Source organism: Pseudidiomarina aestuarii (assembly GCF_048263735.1).
Lineage (GTDB): Bacteria > Pseudomonadota > Gammaproteobacteria > Enterobacterales > Alteromonadaceae > Pseudidiomarina > Pseudidiomarina aestuarii_B.
In genome coordinates, this window is sequence record NZ_JBLXDX010000004.1 from 135,841 (window position 1) to 161,863 (window position 26,023).

At 50.2% G+C, this 26,023-nt stretch carries 20 protein-coding genes and 1 riboswitch; of the genes, 13 read left to right on the forward strand and 7 right to left on the reverse strand.

All coding sequences use genetic code 11. The annotated features are described in order from the left end of the window. The first annotated feature begins 126 nt into the window (after positions 1–126). The 8 genes from ACN0S4_RS10295 to ACN0S4_RS10330 all read left to right on the forward strand — a co-directional run bounded on the left by ACN0S4_RS10295 (position 127) and on the right by ACN0S4_RS10330 (position 9,597). Entirely contained in the window at positions 127–1,710 is a 1,584-nt protein-coding gene (locus tag ACN0S4_RS10295) for a Calx-beta domain-containing protein (protein WP_417657589.1), read from the forward strand. A 10-nt stretch (positions 1,711–1,720) separates the two neighbouring features. Then, positions 1,721–2,254: a DUF1566 domain-containing protein gene (locus ACN0S4_RS10300; protein ID WP_417657590.1), complete on the forward strand. Its 534-nt coding sequence runs from the start codon at positions 1,721–1,723 to the stop codon at positions 2,252–2,254. A gap of 80 nt (positions 2,255–2,334) precedes the next feature. Beyond that, entirely contained in the window at positions 2,335–3,822 is a 1,488-nt protein-coding gene (gene ubiD, locus ACN0S4_RS10305; RefSeq protein WP_417657591.1) for a 4-hydroxy-3-polyprenylbenzoate decarboxylase, read from the forward strand. Continuing rightward, complete coding sequence (fre, locus tag ACN0S4_RS10310) at positions 3,822–4,520, forward strand: NAD(P)H-flavin reductase (RefSeq protein WP_417657695.1); 699 nt, start codon at positions 3,822–3,824, stop codon at positions 4,518–4,520. The genes ubiD and fre overlap by 1 nt, the downstream gene beginning before the upstream one ends. 42 nt (positions 4,521–4,562) lie before the next feature. After that, a riboswitch (TPP riboswitch) is annotated at positions 4,563–4,673 on the forward strand. A 57-nt stretch (positions 4,674–4,730) separates the two neighbouring features. Beyond that, entirely contained in the window at positions 4,731–6,851 is a 2,121-nt protein-coding gene (locus tag ACN0S4_RS10315) for a TonB-dependent receptor (protein WP_417657592.1), read from the forward strand. Then, the gene (gene pnuC, locus ACN0S4_RS10320) at positions 6,851–7,435 is read left to right on the forward strand and encodes a nicotinamide riboside transporter PnuC (protein WP_417657593.1); all 585 of its coding nucleotides are present in this window, start codon (positions 6,851–6,853) and stop codon (positions 7,433–7,435) included. Before ACN0S4_RS10315 ends, pnuC begins: the two co-directional genes overlap by 1 nt. 12 nt (positions 7,436–7,447) lie before the next feature. After that, positions 7,448–8,230: a phosphotransferase gene (locus ACN0S4_RS10325; RefSeq protein ID WP_417657594.1), complete on the forward strand. Its 783-nt coding sequence runs from the start codon at positions 7,448–7,450 to the stop codon at positions 8,228–8,230. 11 nt (positions 8,231–8,241) lie between these two features. Further along, the gene (locus ACN0S4_RS10330; protein ID WP_417657595.1) at positions 8,242–9,597 is read left to right on the forward strand and encodes an MFS transporter; all 1,356 of its coding nucleotides are present in this window, start codon (positions 8,242–8,244) and stop codon (positions 9,595–9,597) included. A gap of 96 nt (positions 9,598–9,693) precedes the next feature. Here ACN0S4_RS10330 and ACN0S4_RS10335 read toward each other — a convergent pair whose 3' ends face one another. The 4 genes from ACN0S4_RS10335 to ACN0S4_RS10350 form a co-directional block, all read right to left on the reverse strand. Next, positions 9,694–9,891, reverse strand: a complete 198-nt coding sequence (locus ACN0S4_RS10335; protein WP_169931202.1) for a DUF3185 family protein — start codon at positions 9,889–9,891, stop codon at positions 9,694–9,696. 72 nt (positions 9,892–9,963) lie between these two features. Then, complete coding sequence (locus ACN0S4_RS10340; protein ID WP_417657596.1) at positions 9,964–10,437, reverse strand: Dps family protein; 474 nt, start codon at positions 10,435–10,437, stop codon at positions 9,964–9,966. A gap of 79 nt (positions 10,438–10,516) precedes the next feature. Further along, on the reverse strand, positions 10,517–11,446 hold the full coding sequence (locus ACN0S4_RS10345) for a rhodanese-related sulfurtransferase (RefSeq protein WP_417657597.1): 930 nt from the start codon (positions 11,444–11,446) through the stop codon (positions 10,517–10,519). A 68-nt stretch (positions 11,447–11,514) separates the two neighbouring features. Further along, positions 11,515–12,042, reverse strand: coding sequence for a fused DSP-PTPase phosphatase/NAD kinase-like protein (locus ACN0S4_RS10350; RefSeq protein WP_417657598.1), 528 nt, complete (start codon positions 12,040–12,042; stop codon positions 11,515–11,517). A gap of 63 nt (positions 12,043–12,105) precedes the next feature. Between ACN0S4_RS10350 and ACN0S4_RS10355 the strand changes: the two genes are divergently transcribed. From ACN0S4_RS10355 to arfB, 5 genes are all read left to right on the forward strand, one after another. Beyond that, complete coding sequence (locus tag ACN0S4_RS10355; protein ID WP_417657599.1) at positions 12,106–13,023, forward strand: META domain-containing protein; 918 nt, start codon at positions 12,106–12,108, stop codon at positions 13,021–13,023. Positions 13,024–13,110: 87 nt separating this feature from the next. Then, positions 13,111–16,578 (forward strand): exodeoxyribonuclease V subunit gamma, encoded by a 3,468-nt coding sequence (gene recC / locus ACN0S4_RS10360; protein ID WP_417657600.1) that lies wholly within the window; start codon positions 13,111–13,113, stop codon positions 16,576–16,578. After that, positions 16,575–20,231, forward strand: a complete 3,657-nt coding sequence (gene recB / locus ACN0S4_RS10365) for an exodeoxyribonuclease V subunit beta (RefSeq protein WP_417657601.1) — start codon at positions 16,575–16,577, stop codon at positions 20,229–20,231. Before recC ends, recB begins: the two co-directional genes overlap by 4 nt. Continuing rightward, positions 20,228–22,168, forward strand: a complete 1,941-nt coding sequence (recD, locus tag ACN0S4_RS10370) for an exodeoxyribonuclease V subunit alpha (RefSeq protein ID WP_417657602.1) — start codon at positions 20,228–20,230, stop codon at positions 22,166–22,168. Before recB ends, recD begins: the two co-directional genes overlap by 4 nt. Continuing rightward, positions 22,169–22,582, forward strand: coding sequence for an alternative ribosome rescue aminoacyl-tRNA hydrolase ArfB (gene arfB / locus ACN0S4_RS10375; protein ID WP_417657603.1), 414 nt, complete (start codon positions 22,169–22,171; stop codon positions 22,580–22,582). Between the two features lies 1 nt (position 22,583). On the opposite strand, the gene bcsG is transcribed toward arfB, so the two are convergent. From bcsG to ACN0S4_RS10390, 3 genes are read right to left on the reverse strand one after another with little or no spacing between them, the layout of a single operon-like run. Next, positions 22,584–24,212 carry a cellulose biosynthesis protein BcsG gene (bcsG, locus tag ACN0S4_RS10380; protein ID WP_417657604.1) on the reverse strand — a complete coding sequence of 543 codons (1,629 nt, stop codon included), beginning with the start codon at positions 24,210–24,212 and terminating at the stop codon, positions 22,584–22,586. Beyond that, the gene (locus tag ACN0S4_RS10385; RefSeq protein WP_417657605.1) at positions 24,209–24,370 is read right to left on the reverse strand and encodes a hypothetical protein; all 162 of its coding nucleotides are present in this window, start codon (positions 24,368–24,370) and stop codon (positions 24,209–24,211) included. Before ACN0S4_RS10385 ends, bcsG begins: the two co-directional genes overlap by 4 nt. 10 nt (positions 24,371–24,380) lie before the next feature. After that, positions 24,381–25,919, reverse strand: a complete 1,539-nt coding sequence (locus ACN0S4_RS10390; RefSeq protein WP_417657606.1) for a BcsE family c-di-GMP-binding protein — start codon at positions 25,917–25,919, stop codon at positions 24,381–24,383. Positions 25,920–26,023 lie beyond the last annotated feature (104 nt).

Consider the following 26,023-nt stretch of genomic DNA (forward strand, 5'->3'; position numbering starts at 1 on the left):
ATGCTCCTTTTCCTCTCCAATCTTCCTTTCCTTGTGCGATATCCGCTAATTTCCCTTGCGTCTTACGTCAACTATCATTAATACTTGTTATTAATTTATTAGTTTGTAGCACAGGGAAATAAGCATATGACTGCTGGTCTACGTTACTTAGCGATTCTTAGCTTGGCGTTCACGCTGGCTGCATGTGGCAGTGGCGAACGCAATACTGGCGGCGGCGACACTGGAGGTGATGGCGGCGGTTCAGGCTCTACACCACCCACTGCGACGGCAAGTAATGTGACTGTCAATGAAGGTAATCCAAATCAAGTCATTGAAGCTGCTATTACGGTTAGTCTATCTACGACCGCAAACGCTTCGGTGTCCTTTGACTATGCAACTGCTGATGCCAGCGGCCTTGCTGGAATAGATTACGAAGACACCAGTGGTACGGTGACATTTACCGCAGGCCAATCGAGTCAAACCATTACCATCCCAATTATTTCTAATGCCGTCTTCAACGACGATCGCGACTTCTTTGTCGACTTTAGCAATGCCCAAGGGCTGACCTTAGGTACGACGCGAGTGCAAGTGACCATAGTGAATGATGACCCGCGTCCGGTACTCGCCTTCGAACAATCCATTTTCGAGACGACTGAACAAGCAGGTACGTTGGGTTTAACTGTGACCTTGTCGAATGGTACTGAGAGTGACGTTACCTTTGATTTGGATGTGAGCGGTACCGCTACAGCTGGAGTCGATTACTCCCTCGAGGAGACCTCATTTACCATTCCCGCAGGCGCACTAGAGCAACAAATTTCATTAACGTTGATTGCCGATGACGTTAAGGAAGGCGGTGAGAGTGTGATACTGGCGTTTGCTAACGTACGTGAGGCCGATACTACCCCGGATCTCAGTACTCAAACGATTGTGATTCGCGGCGATGCGATTTTAGCTGACACCGGCGCAGTCGAGTACTACAACAGTGGTGACTTTAGTGCCGCGACACCTGATGCAGAACACCCAAACCAAGATGCTGATTATGGTCGCGACACAACCGCTGCCGTTGACAACAATGCAGATGGCGCCGGCAACTTGAATTTGACCAAGCTCGATAGTTCGGGCAACGCTCTTCCACAAAATGCCACCAGCTTTTCATGTGTTCGAGACAACTTGTCAGGCACTGTCTATGCGGTGTGGGCTGAGGGTGATGCATTGAATAATCTGATTTTTAATCCAACATACCGTTACAAATGGTTCAATGACGACGACACGAATAATGCTGGAAATCGAGGAACTTTTACGCCTGAAAGTGGTTTCCCCGGAGTTCCTGACGACATAGAGCCAATTTACTATGAAAACAGCGAGTGTATCCTTCCAGCAGTAGATCCTGTTGTTCAGACCTTGGGTTGTTCAAGTCAGAATTATTTAAATTATCTGAATGTTGACGGTTATTGTGGTTTTGATGACTGGCGACTTCCAACTATTAATGAGTTGCAAAGTATTGCGATATATCAGGCCGATCAATCACAAGATAATTTGTTCTTCCCTGACGTTGCGATGATGACTCCGAATGGCGATGGCACGGTGCGTTTAATGAGTTCAACACCAGCAGCTGATCCAAACAGCTCAGCGTGGTGTCTCGAAGTACAAACTGCCCGTCGTATGCTGTGCAACAAGAATGACTACAACAGTATCCGTGCGGCCCGCAACCCTGTCGCGTATCAGGAATAAGGAGATTAGTATGCAACGCATTCTTAAGACCAGCGCTGTAGCTCTCGCGTTACTCTCTGCTACGTCAGCATCGGCAGCCTGTTTTTACGATACGATTCGTGCCAGCACCCAAGTGGAACAATTCTACGACAATCGCGACGGTACCTTGTTGGATATGAAAACGGGCCTGACCTGGGCTGTCTGTATCTATGGCCAAACCTTTGATACCAGCACTAACGCTTGTGTTGGAGCAGCAACTCAGGTGAGCAGTTGGAGCGAAGCACTACAGGCGCAAGATGACTTTGATCTAGCGGGTCATACTGACTGGCGATTACCCAACGTGAAAGAGCTCGCAACCATTGTCGAATATGCCTGCGTTGATCCAGCTATTCGACCGGAGCTGTTTCCACAAACACCCAGCGCACCGTTTTGGACGCATACGCCGGACTCAGCAGATGTCGACACTGTTGTACTCGGTCGCTACATCGACTTTTACGATGGCACTGAATTCAACGATAAACCGGAAATTCAACGTTACGTGAGACTTGTTCGCGAAGCTGACTAAACTTTCAGCAGCGCTGAAATTCACCGTAAAAGTAGGTATACTGCGCGCAGTTTTCAGCTGTTTAATACACGAGAGACTGCGTGAAATATCAAGATCTGCGCGACTTTATTGCGTTACTCGAAAAACGGGGTGAACTGAAGCGTATTCAGCACGAAATCGACCCCTACCTAGAAATGACAGAAATAGCTGATCGCACGCTCAAAGCGGGTGGTCCAGCGCTCCTATTCGAGAATGTAAAAGGCCATAGTATCCCAGTTCTCGCCAACCTGTTTGGAACGCCTGAGCGTGTTGCATTAGGCATGGGGCAGGAGTCGGTCGCTGCGTTACGTGAGGTTGGACAGCTCCTTGCCTTTCTTAAAGAGCCGCAACCACCGAAAGGTTTTCGCGATGCCTTAAACCTGCTGCCGGTGTACAAAAAAGTGCTGAGCATGGCACCGAAACAGCTCAAAAAAGCACCCTGTCAGGAAGTCGTTTATAGCGGTGATGATGTCGATTTGACGAAATTACCCATCCAGCATTGTTGGCCAGGTGATGTTGCGCCTCTCATTACGTGGGGGCTGACGGTATCACGCGGGCCACACAAAGAACGTCAAAACTTAGGCATTTATCGCCAGCAGGTCATTGGTAAGAACAAGCTCATTATGCGTTGGCTATCCCATCGCGGTGGTGCACTCGATTTCCAAGAGTTCAAGCGGCAGAACCCGGGCAAAAACTTCCCTGTGGCTGTGGCACTAGGTGCCGACCCTGCTACCATTCTTGGTGCGGTGACGCCGGTACCAGATAGCTTGTCCGAGTATGCGTTTGCTGGGCTACTGCGCGACGGAAAAACCGAAGTAGTGAAGTGCTTAAGCTCTGATTTACAAGTGCCAGCGCATGCCGAAATAATTCTCGAAGGTTATATTGCACCGGATGAGACGGCGCCAGAAGGCCCATACGGTGACCACACGGGTTACTACAATGAAGTGGACTCCTTCCCAGTTTTCACGGTGACGCACATCACTCAGCGCCAAAAACCGATTTACCACAGCACCTACACCGGTCGTCCACCCGATGAGCCAGCGATTCTGGGTGTGGCACTGAATGAAGTGTTTGTGCCGATCTTACAAAAGCAGTTCCCAGAGATCGTAGATTTTTATTTGCCGCCGGAAGGCTGTTCGTATCGCGTTGCCGTAGTCACCATGAAGAAACAATATGCGGGTCATGCGAAGCGCGTCATGATGGGCGTGTGGAGTTTCTTGCGTCAATTCATGTACACCAAATTCGTGATTGTGTGTGATGACGATGTGAACGCTCGCGACTGGAAAGATGTCATTTGGGCCATGACTACGCGCATGGACCCAGCGCGTGATACGGTATTGATTGAGAACACGCCGATTGATTATCTCGATTTCGCGTCGCCAGTGTCCGGATTAGGTTCGAAGATGGGTATGGATGCCACCAACAAATGGCCCGGTGAAACCGACCGCGAATGGGGTGTACCTATAGTTATGGATCCAGCAGTTAAAACCCGAGTCGATGAACTTTGGGACGAGCTAGACATTTTGCCAGTGCAAGGAAAATCATCATGATGCAAACACTGACTTGCAGTATTGTCAGTATCGATGCGCTCACACCCATGGTGTATCGGGTACTTTTAGAGCCACCACAAGCAGTGAAATTTGAAGCCGGTCAGTATCTGCAGGTGGTGATGGGTGAACGCGACAAACGCCCATTTTCGATTGCGTCTTGCCCGAGCAATCCTGAATTGTTCGAGTTACATATTGGTGCGCATCCGGACAACCGTTATGCGACTGAAGTGATGGAACGACTACAAACGCAAACGACGATTACCGTAGAAGCACCATTAGGCAACGCATTCTATCAAGCCAACAATGATCGGCCGCTAATCCTCGTGGCTGGCGGTACAGGCTTTTCCTATACCTGGTCGATACTGCAATCACATCTGCAGTCCGGTTCCAGACGTCCAATCACTTTGTATTGGGGTGGCCGTGAACGCGCTGATTTGTATTTCCATCAGCAGTTACTCGAACTGGCTGAGCGATATGAGCATTTTTCGTATCGGCCCGTCGTCGAAAACGTCAATGGTGAGTGGAAAGGTGCGGTTGGACTTGTGCATCATGCGGTTCTCGCTGAACAAAGTGATTTGAGCGAAGCCGATGTTTACGTTGCCGGTCGGTTTGAAATGGTTCGTGTGATTCGTGATGACTTCCACGCCAACGGGCTGCCATTGAATCAATTGTATGGCGATGCGCTAGCCTTTATTTAATTCGTCTATTTTATCAGCAGCAGGGCTTTGTTATACTGCTGCGGCATTACCAAGGGGTGCCCAAGCGCTATGCGCACGGGCTGAGATGCAAAATGCGAACCCTTTGCACCTGATCCGGTTAATACTGGCGTAGGGATGGTAGCTTTCAAACTCCATTGTAATACCTGCCCAACCGGATTGTTTCTCTTTGCAGTAACAAGGAAATAATCCATGTCTCAATTGAAATTTTCGACCTTAGCGTTAGCGCTGGCCAGTGCTTTCTCGGCGACTGCTGTGCAAGCACAAACAGAGCCGACTGACATTCTTGAGCGCATCACGATTACTGGAGAGTATCGCGCCACCACCATCGATGAAACGCCTACTAGCGTCACGGCTATCGTTAATGCCGAGTTTGCTGAACGCGGCGCCTCTCACCTCGAAGACGTTTTGAATAAACTGCCGAATGTGAATTTTTCCGGCGGCAGTTCACGTGCTCGATTTATTCAAATTCGTGGTATAGGTGAGCGCAGTCAGTTTGTTGATCCAATCAATCCATCTGTGGGTTTGCTCATTGACGGTATTAACTACAGCGGACTTGGGCAAGCGGCACAGCTGTTTGATATCAGTCAGGTAGAAGTGTACCGCGGTCCACAAAGTGGCCGTTTTGGCGCGGATGGCCTAGCTGGCATGATTGTCCTCGAAAGCACGCGCGCACAAGCCGAGTTCAGTGGTCTCTGGCACTTAGGCATCGGTAATTATGGCGAGCGACAGGGCGGTTTAGCCCTTGGTGGTGAACTAGGTGCGCTTGGTACTGCACGATTTAGTGTCTACCAGCAGCGCTCGGATGGCTTTACCGAAAACGTCTACTTACAACGTGACGACACGCAGAGTCGCTCGGAGCGAATGGCACGCCTGAACGTGTTTAGTGATCTCGCAGAAAACTGGGATTTGCAAACGACCGTGCACGCGCTGTCACAAGACAATGGTTATGACGCTTTTTCGCTCGATAATACTCGCCAAACCTTGTCGGATGAGCCGGGTGAAGATGACTTAAGTAGTTTCGCCGCCCGAACGGCACTCACCTACACTGGCTTTGAGTCGAGTGAGTGGTTGGTGTCGTATTCATACCTGGATGCAGAAAGCACCTATTCTTACGACGAGGACTGGAGTTTCGTGGGCATTGCGCCGGGCTGGGAGTACTCTTCTTTTGATAGTTATCAGCGTGATCGGCAAGATCATACACTGGAGCTTCGTGGGCTTAGTACCCAACCTGTTCAGATGTTAGGCGCAGAGCATGACTGGGTTGTTGGCCTATATCGTTACCAACGTGACGAACGCTTACAGCGTGATTTTTTCAACTTTGACTTGGGGAGCCCAGACCGATTCCTCAGCGATTACGATAATCGCCATTTGGCTGTATACGGCGAGCTTTCCAGTTATTTGAACCGTGATTGGACTTTGACCACAGGGTTACGCGGTGAACGCTATGACAATCCGTACACCGACAGCAATGGTGTGATTGAAGAGCCCAATGCCACTATGTGGGGGGGGCGTCTGAGTTTGAGTTATCAAGGGCAGGCAGGCCATCTTTACTACGCCACAGTGGCTCGTGGTTATAAGCCTGGTGGCGTCAATGGTGAGGCTTTGGGGAAAGCACAAGATCCCAGCCTCACTGAGCTGCGAGAGTTTCTGCAGGCACGATCAACCTTTGCGCCAGAGTTACTCACTAGTTTAGAGCTAGGCCATAAGTGGGCATCAGCAGATGGGGCGATGGCACTTCGTTCAGCGCTGTTCGTTCAAGCACGAGATGACGTACAACTGAAAGGTTGGATCAATCGCGACCAATCGTTCGTGGGCTACCTACAAAATGCTGCCAGCGGCAGTGTGTCCGGTGTTGAAGTTGAGTGGGATTATCAATGGACCGAAGCTGCTAATTGGTTTGCAACGCTGGCTTGGTTGGATACTGAGATTGATGGATTTGTTACCGAAGACGGCATTGACATGACTGGTCGTGATCAAGCTCATGCGCCGAACTACCAAGCGAATGTCGGTTTGAGATACGACATTTCTGATGCGGTGACGGCAGTCGTCCAAGTCGATGCTAAAGACGGCTACTACTACTCAGATTCACACTTCAGTCGCGCTGAGGCAGTTGAGTTGCTGCATGCTCGGATCGATTGGCGAGTGGGCGGCTGGAATTTGAGTGCCTGGGCGCGTAATCTGACCGATGAGACCTATGGCATACGAGGCTTTTTCTTTGGGAACGATCCGAGAATTGAATACGCCGCTCGCACATACGAGCAGTTCGGCGAGCCGCGCCGCATTGGGTTTACTGCAAGATACGCATTCTAATGCAGTGGCTACTTGAACAACTGGCACTAAGTTCACCGTGGGAGTTACTCGCGGTGGTCTTAGCGGTGACGTATTTAGTTTTGGCTGCGCATCAGTCGCTTTGGTGTTGGCCGGCCGCTGCTATTAGCTGCACCATTTATATGATTCTCATGTATCACGCTCAACTGTATATGTATGCGGCGCTCAACGTTGTTTACATTGGCATGGCTGGTTATGGTTATTGGCAATGGCGACGGTCACCAGCTCCTGCCTCAGTAGCAATGATTGAACTGGGTTGGCGCGGACACATCAAGCTTATTCTACTATGGTCGGTAGTCGCCGCGCTGGTCGCAATGCTGTTGCTTAGGTACACTGATGCAGAGGCAGTCTGGCTGGATACCTATCTGGCGGTTTTTAGCGTTGTCGCAACTTGGTTGCTGGCGCGCAAAAAATTCGCAACTTGGTATTATTGGCTGGTGATTGATTGTGCGTATGTTTACTTGTTTATTTTACAAGGATTTGTCGCAACGGCGCTGCTCCATGTCATTTATGTAGGATTAGTTTTCTACGCGATGTGGCAATGGCAGCGCGAAGCACGTAAATAACAATGGCAGTTTATGCAGCAGCAATGGCTTACTAGTTTACCCATACATGGTGTGATCAGCACTGCGCCCCTGTTGCGCGGTGTTGCGAATGATGTGTATCGCATCAATACCACCAGCGGTAGTTATGTCCTCAAACACTTTCGTTACGACCACCCTTATGGTCTTGATCGCGCGCAAGAGGTCGAAGTTCAGCGTCAGCTCGCCGCGCATGCTTTAGCGCCTGAAGTGATTTATTTTGATCTTGCACAAGGCGTTATGTTGCAACCTTTCATTGACGCAGCGGACTTGGCTCATTCCGAGTTAGGTGTCAGTGATCGGATTCAATATTTGGCTGAAGTGAGTGCGCATATTCATCGCTTACAAATAGAAGTGCCAGTGTGGTCGCTCCGACTGCGGTTGAAGCATTATTGTGATGGCTTAGCAAAGTTTGACGCGGAGCGCGCGCGGCAGTTTCAAAAGCGCTTGCAGCCCTATAAAAAACTGATTGAAGGTTTTGGCGCGCACCCGACGTTTTGTCACAATGACTTGGCTTACCATCATGTGTTTGTGTCCGAACCACCATTGGTGATTGATTGGGAATATGCAGGCATGGGTGATCGCAACTTTGATTTAGCGAGCTCAATGCAAGTGAACCAGTTTGATGCGCGTCAACAAATGGCCTTTTTGAACGCTTATGAAGCCCAAGCTGGTGTACAAATTAATCGCGACATCGTGCTGGACTGGTTGGGACTAGTCGAGACGATCAGTCAACTATGGTACGAACTGCATCATAATTTGCAGCAACAAATGCGCTGAACGGAGGCTGGATGAGCAACACGGACGACCAAGACTTAGTCGAACGCATGTATGGCTATCTTGCTGATGATGAAGATGCTCGAGTCTGTAAAGACATTCCAGACAGTGCTTGTGCCGACCAGCCGCAAGCGTTCGTTGCTCACCTCATTGCTCTAACCCTCACCAAACTCGGTGATTCCCTCGTCAGTGCCAGATTGGTCTTGCCGTGGCTATTGTCGAGCTTAGGCGCTCCAGCGGCGTTTATTGCGGCCTTAGTGCCGTTGCGTGAATCTTTGGCTTTACTCCCACAATTGATTGTCGCACAGCAGCTGCGTGAAACGCCCATCCGCAAATGGTTTTGGGTAGCAGGAAGTTTCGGTCAAGCCGCGGCATTAATCGGTATGCTCGTGACTGTTTTGACGCTCTCTGGCGAGACTCTGGGCTGGGCAATAGTTATTTTACTGGCAGTCTTTAGTATCGCGCGGGGCGTCTGCTCTGTGGCGATTAAAGACGTGCAAGGTAAGACTATTTCCAAAACCCGACGCGGAAGGATGTCCGGTTTAGCGGCTTCCACAGCCGGTTTATTGTCAGTTCTCACTGCAGGCGTAATCCTATTTGCACCGCAGGTATTCGATGAACAGTGGCTGACCGATGGGAGTCCATGGCTCTTCGCTGGGTTACTTGGTTTTGCCGCGCTACTTTGGGCCTCTGCAGCACTGGTGTATGCGCAAGTTCCGGAAGTGCCGGGTGCAACGAGTGGCGGCGGGAATGCGTTGACCGAAGCAGTGCGCTCACTCCGACTGTTGTGGACGGATCGTCAGTTTGGTCAGTTTGTTCTTACTCGAGCGCTATTGGTTTCATCAGCATTTGCCATTCCCTATATTGTGGTGGTAATTCAGCGCAGCGGTGATGGCTCTCTGACGTCCCTCGGCGGCATGATGTTGGCGAGTGGGCTTGCCGGATTAGTCGCTGGACGCTTTTGGGGACGTTGGTCCGACCGAGCGAGCCATCACGTCATGGCGGCTGCGGCATTGATGTCTTGTCTGGTGATGTTAGCAACATTGCTCATGTACCAGTTTGAGGATCAGTGGTTGAGCTTCCAATGGGTCGGCGCGCTACTCATCTTCAGCGCAGCGGTAGCGCATCATGGAGCACGCGTGGGGCGAAAAACCTATTTAGTCGACATGGCAACTCAAGACAACCGAGCGCAATTCACTGCGGTTTCGAATACGGTGATCGGCTTAGTATTATTACTAGGTATTCTGCTCGGCCCACTGGAATCAGCTGCGGGCATCAGTGTGGTGTTGGGCTTATTGATTGTTTTAGGAATGATCGCCGGACTACGAGCGCTAACGCTTCCAAACCCCCAAAAAGACAGTGAACAGTGAATAGGTAACCGTGAATCGACAAACAAAAAACCACCAGTGTGAACTGGTGGTTTTCGCTAGTAACTATTATCTATTAACTATTCACTATTAGTTCGGTTACTTGCCCTTGATGATGCCGTACAGGCCAATCACGACCGCAACCGCTCCACCGATCAGATACCACATGGCTTCATCAGTTGTTTCACCGGTTACAGCTTGAGAAACTTCAGATGCTGCTGAGTCGTATGCTTGATAGCCGAAATACAGCAGAATAATTCCAACCACTAACAACACGATTCCTACGAGTTTGTTCATACTTAGCTTCCTTTTTTATCAGAGAGTTAGGGTACTACGTATCTAGCATAGCAAAACTTCTGTGATTAGCTACTAAGCAAGGTAAGCATTTAACATCCAAGCAGTTTTCTCTTGTTCTTTGATGTAGTCGCTCATCAAAGCGGACGTACCTTCGTCGTCGGACTGGTTCGCTAAGTCAAGGATTTCTCGTTGCAGGCGAATCGTTGTTTTATAGCTTTCCAACACTTCACGGACGCAGGCTTGGCCGTCGTGAATATCCTTCGTTTCTTGAATGGTGCTGCTCTTGATATAAGTCGAGTAAGCATGCAAGGGACGCTGGCCTAGCGTTAAGATGCGCTCGGCAATTTCATCAATTTTCAGCAATAAGTCGTTGTAAGTTTCTTCAAATTTAACGTGCAGTTCAAAGAAGTCTCGACCTTTCACATTCCAGTGGAAGCCGCGCACGTTCATGTAGAAGATTTGATAGTTGGCCAGTAACTCGTTGAGTCGTTCAGCAAGCACTTCTGCGTTATTCCGCTCAAGACCAATGACATTCAGTTGTGACATACAGAACTCCTTGTTAATAGGTCAATTTATCTAACCAATATAGACTAGTATAGACAACAAGGAGTTCCATTAAAATCGATTAAACCCGATTGAGTTCATCGATCTTGCCATCGCGGATATGTTCTTCACCACGTTGTTTAGCCAATTGAATCTGCTTTTCACGCTCGGCAAAGCGCTCTTTTTGTTCAACAGAAGTCTTGTCGAAACAATGTGGACAGCTCACACCTTTTTGGTAGTGTTCAGATTCTTTTTCGGCTTCGGTGATTGGCATACGACAGGCGTAACATTGGTCATAATCACCCTGCACTAAGCCGTGGCCAACAGTCACGCGCTGATCAAAAACAAAGCATTGACCATTCCAGGTGCTCTCTTCAGCGGGCACTTCTTCCAAGTATTTTAAGATGCCGCCCTTGAGGTGATACACCTCTTCGAACCCTTGTGATTTCAAATAGGCCGTAGACTTCTCACAGCGAATACCACCGGTACAGAACATGGCAACTTTCTTGTGCTTTTCTGGATCGAGGTGGTCTTTCACATATTCAGGGAACTCGCGAAAGCTCTCAGTATTCGGATTGACAGCGCCGGCAAAGGTGCCGACTGCATATTCGTAATCATTCCGTGTATCAATCAGCAGTACTTCAGGATCGGTAATCAATTGATTCCAATCTTTCGGATCGACGTAGGTGCCGACAATATTCTTTGGGTCGACCCAGTCGACGCCCATAGTGACGATCTCCTTTTTGAGCTTCACTTTGGTGCGATAAAAAGCTTGGGTGTCACTGGGTGATTCTTTGTGTTCGATATCAGCAAATTCGGAGCGACTGCGAATAAATGCGAGTACCGCATCAATATTTTCGCGAGTGCCACAAATAGTACCGTTGATACCCTCACGGGCGAGAAGCAGGGTGCCTTTGACTTCGTGATTAACCAAACATTGGTAGAGTGGCTCACGGTAGTCGGCAAAATCATTCAACTCCACAAACTTGTAGAGTGCAGCGCAAATATACATAGCATTTCCTTTTGGCGGTTCGGATCGCAAATCCGAGGTCAAAATTGCGCGCGGATTATAGCATAAATTTACTCGTTCAGAAGACTCTCGACGCGTGGCTTCAGACTGGCGAGCCCATATTGCTCACCCAGTGCAATGGCTTCTGCAGCTGTCGCGCCTTGGTGCCATGCTGCGCGCAAGGCAATCATGGCTCCTACCCGATTACCACTGCCACAATGCATCAGCATTTGTCGATTGCGGTTGGCAGTTACAATCTGGTCAAATTGAGCAACGGCTTCACGGGTTAAATCATTGCCGCTCGCTATGGGAATGTGGAAATAGTCTAGATTCGCCTCTGCCGCCCAAGAAGCTTCAGGAATATCTTGAAGCTCTTCAAAACTCTGCAGATTGATGACTACTTCTCCGCCTTCAGCCGCAAAGGCGGTGAGTTGTTCAGCGGTTGGTGGGCCAGCAGAAATTCGCCCGGGTACGGGAACTCGGATATTGGCCATATTCTGAAGTGATTCTGGAATTTTTGAGATTTGTTTGGGATGCGCTACAGTCATAACGAGACCGCTGACAACAATGATAAATAGTGTGAGAAGGCGGCGCAGCATGGGAACCTCCATGAGTTCTCAGAGTCAGTGTTAAACCGAGTTTAAGCAATAAGGATAGTCTGAATGTGGCAGAAGGTCATTATTCCTTTTAGCGTAAGTTTCATATTGATCGGGTGCTCAGAACCAGAGCCCTTGGTAGAGCCGAGCACCGTTTATCAATGTGCGGCGCTGACCTTGACTGCGACGGTTACGGATACTGGATTAGATATTCAGTTACCAGACCAAAGCTATGCGTTGGTAGAGACCATATCTGCCTCGGGTGCACGGTATCGTGATGATGACTTTGCCATTGAGTTCTGGAGCAAAGGAAATGAGGCAACCCTGATTATCAATGGCGAACCGTTTCCCCTGTGTATCGAAGAAGGAACCTTACCCACTTCCTTCAGTGCGCGAGGCAACGAGCCGTTTTGGCTTGCTAGCCTAACCGGTCAAACACTGACAATGCGAGAGCCGGGTTCCGAGCAAGAGTTAACAGTAGAGGCGCCACGGTTAGTGGAAGATGAGCCGATAATGACGTGGTCCATTGCCGCTGAAGACGGCCTAAACTTGATGATTCTCGATCAATACTGTCAAGACTCGATGAGTGGGCAGAGTTATCCCTATACGGCATATCTGGGGCGTGAGGGTGAAAAAGAAGCGGGTTGTGCCGGTGACCCACGCCAATTGTTGGAGGGTGTTACGTGGCAATTAGCACAGACAGCGTCGGAGCAAGCGCCCACTATACAATTTATTCCTGAGTCCAATGTGGCCGGCTTTGCGGGCTGTAATCGGTATCGTGGAACTTATCAGCTGACCGGTGAGGGGTTACAGTTTAATCCGCTCGCTGCGACGAAGATGCTTTGCGATGAGACTGCCATGGCAGTTGAAGATGAATGGTTCCGTCAATTGACCGAGGTACAGAGCTTTCGACTCGATGCTGCAGGTGAACTAGACTTAGTGTTAGCCGATGGCAATGTGATTCAACTGCAACGTAAAAATTAATTCAATGCGACACAATCCGACGTGCAGCAATGCTAGTGTCGGAGAGCATGATTCGATAGGATGACGTCATGCAACAGAGGATGCCGCATGAGTGATTTGACACCAGGATTTATCGTCGCGCACAGCCATAGGTTAGAGGAACTGACCGATTTAGTTGTGCGCCTCACAGGGACGTATCCTCTACCCCCTTTAGTAAATGAAACCCTGTTGGTGCAGTCGAATGGTATTTCGCAGTGGTTGAAGATTCATTTGGCCGAAGCGGCGGGCATCGCGGCCATGTTGGACGTGACCTTACCTGCACGATTTCAATGGCAAGCCTACCGTGCTGTATTAGGTGACGAGCTACCCACCACATCGCCCTTCGACAAAGATCGTTTGACCTGGCGAATTCTCCGCTTACTGCCTGATTTGTTGCACCAGCAACCCGACGACTTTCAGGGGCTGGTACAATATCTCGGTGACAGCGACGAGCCACGCAAGTGGTATCAATTGTCTGAGCGGCTCGCTGATTTATTCGACCAATATCAAATGTATCGTGCTGACTGGTTGGCTGATTGGGCGAGTGGTGGAACGCAACAAGCGGATGCTGAGAACAATTGGCAGCCAATTTTATGGCGTGCGTTGCTGCAAGATGTTGGCGCGCAGCAATGGAATAATCGCGCGCAGTTACACCAACAGTTTATTCAATCCGCACGGCAATTAACGCCGGCTACTCGTCCTAAAGCGCTGTCGCCGCGCGTTATCGTCTTTGGGATTTCGAGTTTGCCCCAGCAGTTACTTGAGCTGCTCGACGCCTTGAAAGGATGTATGCAAATTGTACTGTGCGTGCATAACCCCTGTCGTTATCACTGGGCCGATATTATTGATGGCCACGAGTTGATGCGCTTGGAGCAACGGCGGCATGCATTTAAGCCCGGCATGCAGGCAGATATGCATGAAGATGCTCTGCATGCACTCTCCAATCCGCTACTAGCCGCCTGGGGCAAGCAAGGCCGAGATTATATTCGCCTGCTCGATCAGTTTGATGAGACACGACAGAAAAGTGAGTCGTTGCGAGAGTTGAGTTTTGAACTCTTTGACGGCGCGCCACCGACTTCACTACTGCAGGAGATCCAACTCGATATTTTAGAGTTACGATCCGCAGAAGAGCGGCTTCAACTGGGTAGTGATACCGAGCCGACTTATGATCAGTCGCTGCATTTTCATAGCGCACACAGTCCACAACGAGAAGTGGAAGTGTTACACGACCAGTTACTCGCCGCTTTTGCGCAAAATCCCGATCTACGGCCGCGAGATATCATGGTGATGGTGCCTGATATTGACCGCTATGCGCCCCATATTAATGCCGTGTTTGGTAAGTTGGATCGCAAAGACCCGCGGTATATCCCTTATACTCTGGCTGACCAAGGCCAGCGGCATCAGCAACCGATGCTGATTGCGCTGGAATACCTGGTAACGATTCGCCATCAGCGGCTTACCGCCAGTGCACTCCTTGATATTCTGCAAGTGCCTGCAGTGCAAAAACGTTTTCAATTACAACCCGAGTGGTTGCCGCTATTACAGCGTTGGATTGATGGTGCCAGTATCCGCTGGGCACTACATGCCGAGCATCGGGAGGCGTTAGGAGTGCCGGCTGATGAGGGGCGGAACTCATGGTTGTTCGGCTTGCAACGGATGTTGCTGGGGTATGCCGTAGGTGCCTCAACGACTCATGCGGAACCGTCACTTTGGAGTCAAACCGAGCCTTATGTTGAAGTCGCCGGTTTAGAAGCACAAGCAGCAGGAGCTTTGGCAGAGTTACTTCATACGGTTGAAGATTATTTTACGCAGAGCGAAGCCGCTCGCTCTGCAGCAGAATGGCAGGCGCTCTTGAGTGACTTTGTGGATGCCTTGTTCGCACCCGAGTCGGATTTCGATATTGCACTGGTAAGCCGCATTCATGAGCAACTAGCTGCATGGTCCGAAGCGACCATGGCAGCAGAATATACTGCGCCGATTGATTTGACGGTGGTGATTGAAAGCTGGCTCAGCCGGCTTGATCAAGCCAGTCTGCAACAGCGGTTTCTGGCTGGTAGTGTGAATTTCGCTACCTTGATGCCGATGCGTGCCATTCCCTTTCAATGGGTCTGCCTGTTGGGGATGAATGATGGCGATTATCCACGTTCACAAAAGCCGTTTGATTTTGATTTGATGGCTCGAGATTATCGACCGGGCGATCGTTCACGTCGTGATGATGACCGTTATTTGTTTCTCGAAGCATTATTGTCCGCTCGTGAGAAGCTCTACATCAGTTGGTGTGGGCGCAGTATTCGAGACAATAGTGAGCGACCGCCATCGGTACTGGTGAGTCAACTGTTGGAGTATGTGCAGCAATGTTGGCCACAATTTAAGTCAGAGCAGTTGATTCAGCAGCATGGTTTACAACCCTTTAGCTGGCAGTATTTCGAGCGCGGTGAGCCGAGCAGCAGGGCACCGTTCACTTATGCCCATGAATGGCGTTTGGTGCATGACGTACAGCAGCAACTCGCTCAAACTCAACCGCTATCCGATTGGTACTATGACAGTGCATTTACCGCGCGCCACTTAGCCGCTGCACTCGAGCAACCAGCGAAACTCTTATTCAACTTGCGGTTTGAAGTGTATTTCGGTGATCGTGATGCCACTGTGGAAGATGAAGAACGCTTCGCGCTGGATGGTTTAAGTACTTACCAGTTGCACGAGCCTTTGCTTGATGCTTTGGTGGATAGTCTTTACGAAGATACACAGGCGCCTTGGGAAGCAAGTCTCAATCATCAAATGGAGCGCTATGTGCGCGCTGGAATCCTACCCGCTGGTGCCGCGGGCGCAACGATGTCGACGCACTTTCAACACTTACTGGCTCCGAATGCGGAGGTGTTATTACAGTGGCTTACGGCTTATCCCGAGTCCCTGCCAATGCAACATCTCCAAGCCGAATGCAGCATCAATCAGCAACGTGTCAGCGTGGAATCGATAGCGCGCCGCGTTCGAGTGAACGACTCTGGTCAGCGCTTATCGATTTTGGTGAAGGCGTCTAAGTTGGTGGATAGCAAAGGGCAAGGTCGTCCGCATTACGCTTTGGCTGCTTGGGTCGAGCATGTGCTCCTCAACCAAGAAGCACCCACCACCACATTGGTCTTAGGCCAGGTCGGAATTCTGGAATTGAAGCCTTTAGATGCCAACGTTGCTCGCAACTATTTGCAACTGCTATTACGCCACACGCATCAAGCTTTGCAACAACCTATCGGGTTAGATTTTGAAACCATATTCGAGGGCTGGTCGCAAAGCTATAAGCAAATGGATGAACTGATTCAGCAGCAACAGCCTGAAGTCAATCATGAGAAAGCTGCCAAATTTTATGAAGAGAGCAATCAATTCTCTCCTGCGCGGGTTGAGCGAGCGATTTACAGTGGCCGATTGTTCCCAACCTATAGCCAGTTGATCCAAGATGAAGCCTTTTTGAACACTGCACCGCAGTTGTATTTACCTTTATTGTCAGCTTTATTTGGCGCGACCGCAGTGGAGGAACAGTCATGAGTGACTTACTGAATCCACTGACATTCCCATTGCATGGCAGCCGCTTGATTGAAGCGAGCGCGGGAACAGGCAAAACTTATACCATTGCCGCGTTATATCTGCGGTTGATTCTCGGTCATGGAGAAGGTATTGAGCGGACTTCGGCGTTGCGGCCGGAAGATATTTTGGTGGTGACTTTTACGGAAGCTGCAACCGAAGAGCTGCGTGATCGCATTCGGGCTCGCTTGAGCGAGGCGGCAAGCTATTTTCGTCAACAAATTGATATCGACGATGAGTTTTTACAGGCGTTGCGGGCAGATTATGCTGAGTCGCAATGGGCCCTGTTAGCCCGTCGTTTAGACCTTGCGGCACAATCGATGGATGAAGCCGCAGTTCATACCATCCACGGCTGGTGTAACCGGATGCTCCGAGAACATGCGTTTTCAACGGGGAGCTTATTTACGCAGCAACTGAACACCGACAATGACGAGCTATGGTTAACGGTTGCACAAGATTATTGGCGGACCTTTGTCGCGTCTTTAAGGGCTGAGCAGCAAGCCCATTATTTGCTGTTCACCAACAAATTCGGTAACCCAGAAGAGCTACTCAAATCGACTCGAGGACTCATTCAAGCGCCTCTGACAGACAGTGACGCTGGCGATGCTAAGTCTCCTACCGACATCATTACTGAGCGCTTTCAAGCGGAGCAGCGGCTCCGAGAGCAGCATCACCAACTGCCGTGGCGCTCCTTTGTGAATGACCTGCGTGAGTTTTTGGAACGTCATCTCGTGGCCAAACATTTCAATGGCCACAAGGTTAAGAGCAATTATGTGGCAGCATGGCTTCAGGTTCTGGAAACCTGGGTGGATTCATTGGATCGTGGTGACGCCTTATTGGCTCCCGAACTGACCGATGCGGCGCGCCGGCGTTTGAGCGAGGAGGGTATTCGCGAGGCAGCGAAGGTCGAGTTAGCCGATATGCCTAATTTTGCCTTGCTGGAAGATTTATATGCTGCGGTTGAGCAGTTGCCTGATGTCGGCCAACCGCTTTTGCAGCATGCTGCACAGTGGCTACGCCAGCGCTTTCGAATGATTCAAGCGCAACGAGCTGAAATGGGTTTTGATGACATGTTAACGCGCTTGCGCGATGCTTTGTCCGGACCTCAAGGCGAGCAACTTGCCACGGTCATTCGCACTCAGTTTCCAGTGGCGATGATTGATGAATTTCAAGATACCGATCCCGTGCAATATCGCATCTTCGATACCGTGTATCGGTTGGCTCAGAATGACCCAAACACCGGACTGTTTATCATCGGTGATCCTAAACAGGCCATCTATTCGTTTCGTTACGCGGATATTTATAGTTATCTCGAAGCCCGAGCAGCAACCGCTGGACGACATTACACGCTTGCGAAAAACTTCCGCTCGTCAGCAGCCATGGTAGCGGCGACTAACGCGCTCTTCGAGCATGCGGAACAGACTCCTCAGGGAGCCTTTCGATTCGCGACAACTGCGGATAATCCGGTGCCATTTCGACCCGTTGCGGCACATGGGCGCAAGGACGCTTGGGTCGTACAAGGCAACGAAGCGCCGGCACTGGAAGCGTTTGTCCATGAACTTAGTGGCAAACCTAACAAAGAGGAGTTGCGGGGAGCTGTCAGTGCGCGCTGCGCCGAACAGATTGTGAATCTATTGAGTGATGCAACCTGTGGTTTCCAGCAAGCTGATGGCTCCATTAACCCAGTGCGGCCGAGTGATATTGCTATTTTGGTCGCGAACGGCAAGGAAGCGAAAAAGATCCGCGACGCTCTGCGAGCTCGTGGTGTGCGCAGTGTTTATCTATCTGACCGCGATTCGGTCTTTGCGAATCCACTCGCAATCGACGTTCTCCACATTTTAAATGCCAGCGCGAATCCGCGGGAACCGCAGCGAATCCGCACGGCGTTAGCAACCGCGCTGCTGGGTTTAAGCTTGACCGACCTTGACGCGCTAGCGACTGATGAAATGGCTTGGGATGCTATGGTCGATCGATTTACTATCTATCATGAACTGTGGCAGCAGAAGGGCGTACTTGCGGTATTGCATGCCTGCTTGCATGACTTTTCAGTACCCGCACAACTATTACGTTCTGACGATGGCGAGCGCCAGTTGACCGATGTGTTGCACATAGCTGAGCTGTTACAGCAGCAGTCTACGCTGCAAGACGGTATGGCTGGCCTACTGCGTTATTTGGCAGATCATATTCGGCATGCACGTGAAGGAAATCAGCAAACCAACTCGGCCGAACAGCAAGTCCGACTTGAGAGTGATAGCGAGCTGGTACAAGTTATTACCATCCACAAATCTAAAGGGCTGCAGTATCCACTTGTATTTCTGCCCTTTATTGCCGATGCGAAACCATTTCCCGGCAAATCAAACTTTCCAGTCGCTTACCATGACGAGCAAGGGCTATTAAAGTTTGTTTTTAGCAAAGATGATCAAACCGGCGTGGCTCGAACCGAGCATGAGCGACTCGCAGAAGATGTACGGAAATTATATGTCGCTTTGACTCGAGCTCAGTACGCAACATACGTCGATATCGCGCCGTTCCCGCAGTGGTCGCAAAGTGCGCTGGCAACGTTACTGGTGGGTGATGATGCTGAGTTAAAGGGAACCGATGGGATAGCAGATTTGCACATCGAAGGTTTAGCATTCGCAACGGTAACCAATGACCCTACAAAAACGATTTATCAGCAAGCACAGGCCGAACGGCTAGCCGCTCAAGTTTGCACATTCCCAGCGGAGCGTCAGTTAGAACGCTGGTGGCTGGCGAGCTATAGCGCGCTGACTTATGGTGATTGGATTCCGACTGCTGAAACCACCCAGCAACAGAATGCAACAGAGGCTGAGCGTGCTCGTGCTCTCGAAGAACAGGTTGAAGCGAGCACCCAAACTCCACGAGAAATGCATGCATTTCCAAAAGGTGCGCAGGCAGGAACCTTCTTGCATAACTTGTTGGAAGCAGCGGCGCATCAGGGCTTTGCTGCGGTTCAACAGAACCCGCTGGCTCTGGTGGAACAATCCGCAACTATGGCGCCTTGGTTAGAACATCAGGCAGTGCTGACGGATTGGTTGGGGGACTATTTAACGACTCCTATTCAGCTTGACGGCAGTGTTGTGACTTTGGCGGATTTGACCGTTTATCAGGCGGAGCCTGAATTTTGGTTTGCAGCGCAACAGGTGTCTGCAACGGCCATTGATAGCCTCGTCAAGAAACATACCTTGCAGCAAGCTGATCGTCCAAGTGTGTTACCAACGCAACTGAACGGCATGTTGAAGGGCTTTATCGACTTAGTATTTGAGCATGAAGGTCGCTATTACGTCGCCGATTATAAGTCCAATTATCTGGGGACAGATGCTTCCGCTTATTCCACTGAAGCCATGCGGAATAAGATCATTGAGAGTCGCTATGACCTCCAATACGTTATCTATACGCTGGCTTTACACCGGTTGCTACGTGCTCGCTTAGGTACGGAATATCATTACGAGACGCACGTTGGCGGTGCGGTCTATTTGTTTATGCGTGGCTATCGTCATGAAACAGGTGGTGCCTTTTTTGAGCGTCCACCGTGGGCTTTGATTGAGGCATTGGATGATTTGTTCGCGGGTGCGAAACCGGCAGGGAGCGACCAATGACGTTGATGGAAAGCTTAGAAAAGTGGTACGCCTGTGGCTGGATACGTGCAATCGATATGAATTTGGCACGCTACGTCATGCGAGCGACTGACGATGAAGTCAGTGCTGTTATTGCAGGCCTGACGAGTTATCAACTTGGGCGCGGTCACCCGCGGTTGGATGTTCGCGATTGTTGGCAATATCCAGGGCAAGTATTGGCGTTACCGCCGGAACATTCATTTTCACCTCTAGCTCGAGAAGCGACATCGCCACAAGATGTAATCGCTCGATTAGGGACACCGGAAGCGGTGCTACAACAGCTCGCGAATAGTGCTGCCACTCAAGGCGAGGACTCCCCGTTAGTTCTGGCTGGTGACTGTGTGTACTTGCGGCGCTACTGGCGCTATGAGCAAGTCATCAAACACGGACTGGCGCAGTTGATGCAAACCGCAACGAATCCCGATGAGGATCGGCTTTGCACCCTATTAACGCAGTTGTTCGGTGAGCCAGATAGCACAATCAGTTGGCAACGCATGGCCTGTGCGCTAGCAACACGCAGTTTGTTTAGCATTATCACGGGTGGGCCAGGTACCGGTAAAACCTACACGGTGGTCCGGCTGATTGCGACCTTGCAAGCCCTAAGTGCACAGCCGTTGCGAATCAAATTAGCAGCGCCGACAGGCAAGGCTGCGGCACGAATGACGGAGTCTATCCGCGCAGAACTCCCCAAACTGAATCAAAGCGGAATTCAGTTTCCAGCATCAGATGAAGCGACTACGTTGCACCGATTGTTGGGGACCCAGCCGCAGAGTCGAGCCTTCCGTCATCACCGCACGAACCCGCTGGCGTTAGATGTACTCATTGTCGATGAGGCATCAATGGTCGATGTCGAGATGATGGCCGCTATTGTTGACGCTCTGCCAAGCGGTGCACGGCTAATATTGCTGGGTGATAAAGATCAGTTAGCATCGGTAGAAGCAGGTGCCGTATTGGGACAACTCTGTCGCGGCGCCGATGCAGGTGCGTATGCGCCGGAATTGTCCGCTTGGCTTGGTCGTGTGAGTGGCCAAAGCATACCCGAAGCGATGCAAGAGTCAGGTGCATCGAACCCTTATTTGCAGCACGTCGTCATGTTGCGAACCAGTCGCCGGTTTAATGCGGAAGAGGGTATCGGCAAACTCGCGCATGAGGTCAATCAGCAACAGACAGCATGGTTACAGGGTTGGTTAGCTGGAGAGCAAGAGGCGAATGAAATTCAGTATTTTCCAGTCCGTGCTGCTGGGGATCAGAGGTTCCGTCAGTTTATCGAGCGTGGTTTTGCTGGTTTTCTCGCGCTGCTTGCGAATCGACCGGATGACGTGGCAGAAATTGATGCCTGGGCAGCAGAATTACTGACGCAATTAACTGAATTTCAGGTATTAGCGGCGGTGCGAGAAGGTGAATGGGGCGTGCGCGAACTGAACCAAAAGTTTGCGCTATGGTTACATGCCGAAGCCTTACGTGGCGGTATACTACCAACTTGGTATCACGGTCGGCCCATTATGATTACTCATAACGATTACAGTCTGAACGTCCGCAATGGCGATATTGGCGTGGTGCTGCAACGCGCAGCAGATGAGCCGCTGCGGGTGGCGCTGTGGTCAGAAAGTAAAGGGTCGGAAACGAAAGGGTCGGAAACAAAGAGTTCTGAAACAAAACCAGCGTCAGTTCGCTGGTTGCTGCCCAGTCGTCTCAGTCAGGTCGATTCTGTGTATGCCATGACTGTGCATAAGTCGCAGGGCTCAGAGTTCAAGCACACGGTGCTGGTGGTTCCAGATCGAGACAGTCCGGTGTTGACCAAGGAGCTTATTTATACCGGCATTACGCGAGCGAAGCAGCAATTTACGCTTGTGGCAGCCACTCCAGAGGTGGTGGAAACAGCAGTACTCAGACGCATCGAGCGAAGTGGGGGACTCTAAGTGATTACGATTTCTCAACGCGTTGAAATTCAAGATGCTGAAATTGAATGGCAGTTTATTCGTTCAAGTGGCGCTGGTGGGCAAAACGTCAATAAAGTGTCGACAGCCGCACAACTGATCTTTGATATCCGCGCATCGTCACTACCTGAGTTTTATAAAGAAAGGCTACTCGCTAAGTCCGATCATCGTATTACTGCGAGTGGCAAGGTCATCATTAAATGTCAGGAAACGCGCAGCCAACTAACGAATCGTGAACTCGCGCTGGAACAGTTTATCGAGTTAGTGAAAAGTGTTGGTCGCGTGGCGAAAAAACGCATTGCGACCAAACCTACAAAAGCCAGCAAGAAACGCCGCATCGAGAGCAAGAAAAAGCGCGGTGATATTAAGTCACTGCGCAAAAAGCCACTCGATTAACTTATTTCGTCGCGCCCGGATAGCGAATCCACGATTGATTGCCAAGCTTCAGGATGTATTGATTGTTGTAATCCATGACTTTGACATCCTTATTTTCAGCGACCCACTCGGTAACCGGTAACGAATCGGCTATCGCTGCAGGATCGTAGGCACCACCCTGAAACGGTTGTTGCTCTAATATACCAACAATAGCAGCGGCGACGGCGCTTGGACCAGTGGTTCGAGAAACGCGCTGCGGTGCCACCCGCTGATTATTGATATCTTCGCCAAATAGCGAGATGAGTACGGGGACATGCGTTAAAGCTGGACTCGGAATATCGCGTAAGCCTGGAATTTGCATTTTATCGCCACGTAGCGCAGCACCATGCTCAGGAACAATAATCAACAGCACATTTCTGTTGCTGGCGCGAATATCTGTTTGCAACTGAAGTAAGTCATCGAGCAATTGTTGTGCCCGAAAACGGAAGCTTTCGAGACTATTGCCTGTGAATCCAGGCACTCGATTTCCATCGTGTAGGCTGGTGGTATTGTAAAAGCCTAGTCGCGGTTGTGAGCTGTCCACAGCCGCTGATACCCACTTGGAGAGGATCGGAAAATCCGCGTAAATCGGTTGTTCGTCAAATCCAGTCATCGCTACTGGAGTATCACCGAGTGGAACATCATTTTCCGCCGGTAGGCCACCGTGTTGATGGAGCTGCTGACGAAAATTATCAAACTCGCCGGTGTGATTCATCAAGAGTTCTGATCGGAAACCGTGTTCCGCTAAACGTTGCGGCAATAAACATTGTGGTGCAGGCTCAAACAAGTCGTCATGCGGCGCATGTCCGCATTGTGCTCGTAGTAAGCGCAGCGCAGCAGGACCTGAGTAGCTAGTGGCGCTGTTAAAGTTGTCCAAGACAATATCTGAGTTGCTAAACAGTGGATGTTGATCGAGCCCTGCAACCGCAAGATCATCCCAAGACAACGAGCAAATATTGACGACTAAGATATCGAAATCAGGTGTGAGCTGCACCGTCGCATCGAACAAGATTTGCGCTTGTTCCTCGTAAAACTGGGTCAAAAACTCATCTGGAGATGAGGGTCGGCGGGCGCCAGGAAGTGCATCAGCAGTTCCCGCAGGTAAACTGGCGACCACCTCTAAATCTTGCTGAGCCGATGGTGAAAACCAGACCAAACTAAACAGACCCAGAATAGCAATCATAGTCATTCTGAGCGTGCGAGCCATATACAGATAGATTATCCAACTGACGATGAGAATCGCGATGTACTCAAATTGAATGATACGACCTGATAGTTCCAGAATGTACTGCCAACTGAACGCAGTGACCTGCTCCCATTGTTCGAGCAGTCGGTTGAATGGCGGTAAATAACTCTCATAATAGAGCAACGCAATACCAGCAGGAATAGCGAGGACCTGCCTCAAGATGCGCAGCCAAACGTAACGTAATGGCACCACTAGCACAGCGATCAGCGTAAAATTATACAGCAGCGCAACTTGAACGAAGTCGAAATAGGCAAGACCCACTTTCACGAGAAAGTAGAAACTCCACCCCCCCAACCCCGGCCAACTGAAAACAGCACGATTGAGCAGTTGTTCGCGATGGCGAATATAATAATTCGGTTGTTTCATGAACGATTCACACGGCGAATTCGCACGTAGCGATATTGATAAATGCGGTTCATCACCCAGCTAAATGCTTGGCGTACCGTAAGGGATAGCAGTAGACCGGCTACTAAGCCAAGCACAAATGTGAGGGTGAGCAGTAAACTGAGTTGGTCATCAGGCATTATACGAGTCTCACTGTAATTTTGCCGGTTTGGCAGGGCGCGGGCTTGGAAAGAAACGATCATACGCTTCACTATCACGCTCTACCGTACCATCAACAAGTTGGAGTTGTTCACTGAAATCGGGTATTCGGGGCTTGCTGAGTAATTGGTCACGCGTGGTTTGCATCAAATAGACCGAGTGCATGCGCTCTTCTTCACGCAACAATGTTTGCACCGGCAATCCGAACAAAAATGTTAACGCCCTATCTGCATCAGCGGCGCGGCAGGCAAATAAGAAGAAGTAAACCCAGTGCCCATCACTGCTCGATAAATCACCTTCACGGCGATGTTTAAATGCCTTTAAGACATCAACACAGGTCATGCCAGAGCCCGGCTTGGCTCGTACCAACGTAAAATCGACACCTTGGCGCTCAGCCAGTTGCGAGAGGAAAACAATTTGCTCGGCAAAGTCATGAGCTGGCAAATAGCCTTGTAAGTGTTCTGGCACGAGCTGGTCGGTTAACTCATCGAAATGTTCAGGTAACCGACGGTTGTAACGCCAATCAACCGAGTTTTCGACGAGGCTGACGACCTGACTAAAGCGCAAGCCAAATGGCAACACCATAGTTGCCCCCGCTTGCATCAACAAACGCTCATCATGATGCCGAATCGCTTGGTCGCGTTCACGAATGTATAAACGTACGTAAGGGCCGCAAACTTTGCGAACCTCATAGACGTCACGCAGCAGCCGCTGCATGGTCTGCCCGCGAAAATAGCCGATGATCAGCGCGTCATCGCTCATCGGTGTTAAATGATCCAGCCATTCATCTGACTGATCCAGCATGTACCATTCAATAGGAGCGACATCACTACCATCAAGTGCGCCATTCACATAGTAAACTGGGGCTTGCTCACTTTGTAGCGAGTAATTCTCAGTGTTAGTACTCGGGTCTTCAACAACGGCAAAGCGCCCCTCAGGTTGAGCTTCGAGTCGCAGGTTTCGCTGAATGACGTGCGCACCATCAAACCAATGACTGATATCCCAACGCCAGTAGGGTTGGCCCTGATAAATGGAGCTTGAGCTGTGGCAATGGCAGGCGTTGGCAGCAAGAAATGAGCGCAACTGCGGCTCGTCTTTGTCACCATCGAGAATGACCAGAAGAATTTTTTGCTGATTGCGAGCCCAGCGACGCGCGGTCAGCAATCCACCTTGGTTTAGCATAAATTCCAATAATGCCGAATTGGACTGCGTAGAAAATTGCATGCAGATGACATCGTAGCTGTTACCAAGGCTAGACAGTGCTCTACCGAATCCCTCATGGGTATAGTGCTTAGCGGGTTTCCACTCGGCTATATCACTGCCTTTGCGACAGCTCGAAAGATCTAATCTATGGTCTTCAGGTAGATGACTCTCGACCATATAAAGTAAGCTTTGCTGTGCACACACATGCCAAACTAACCGGGATAGCCACTCGAGTTGTTCAACAACAACCAAATGCAACTGACCGGGTTCAATGTCTGGAATCTGATGTTCGAGCCCGTCGATAAAATTGTCGAACTCAATGCGCATAAGCGTCACCTAAAGAGTGGAGCCCAACGATTCAACGTCTCAATCATCGGGTTTTGATCTAACCTTATTGTAACGGCTTATTTAACTTTTTAAATATTTAATTC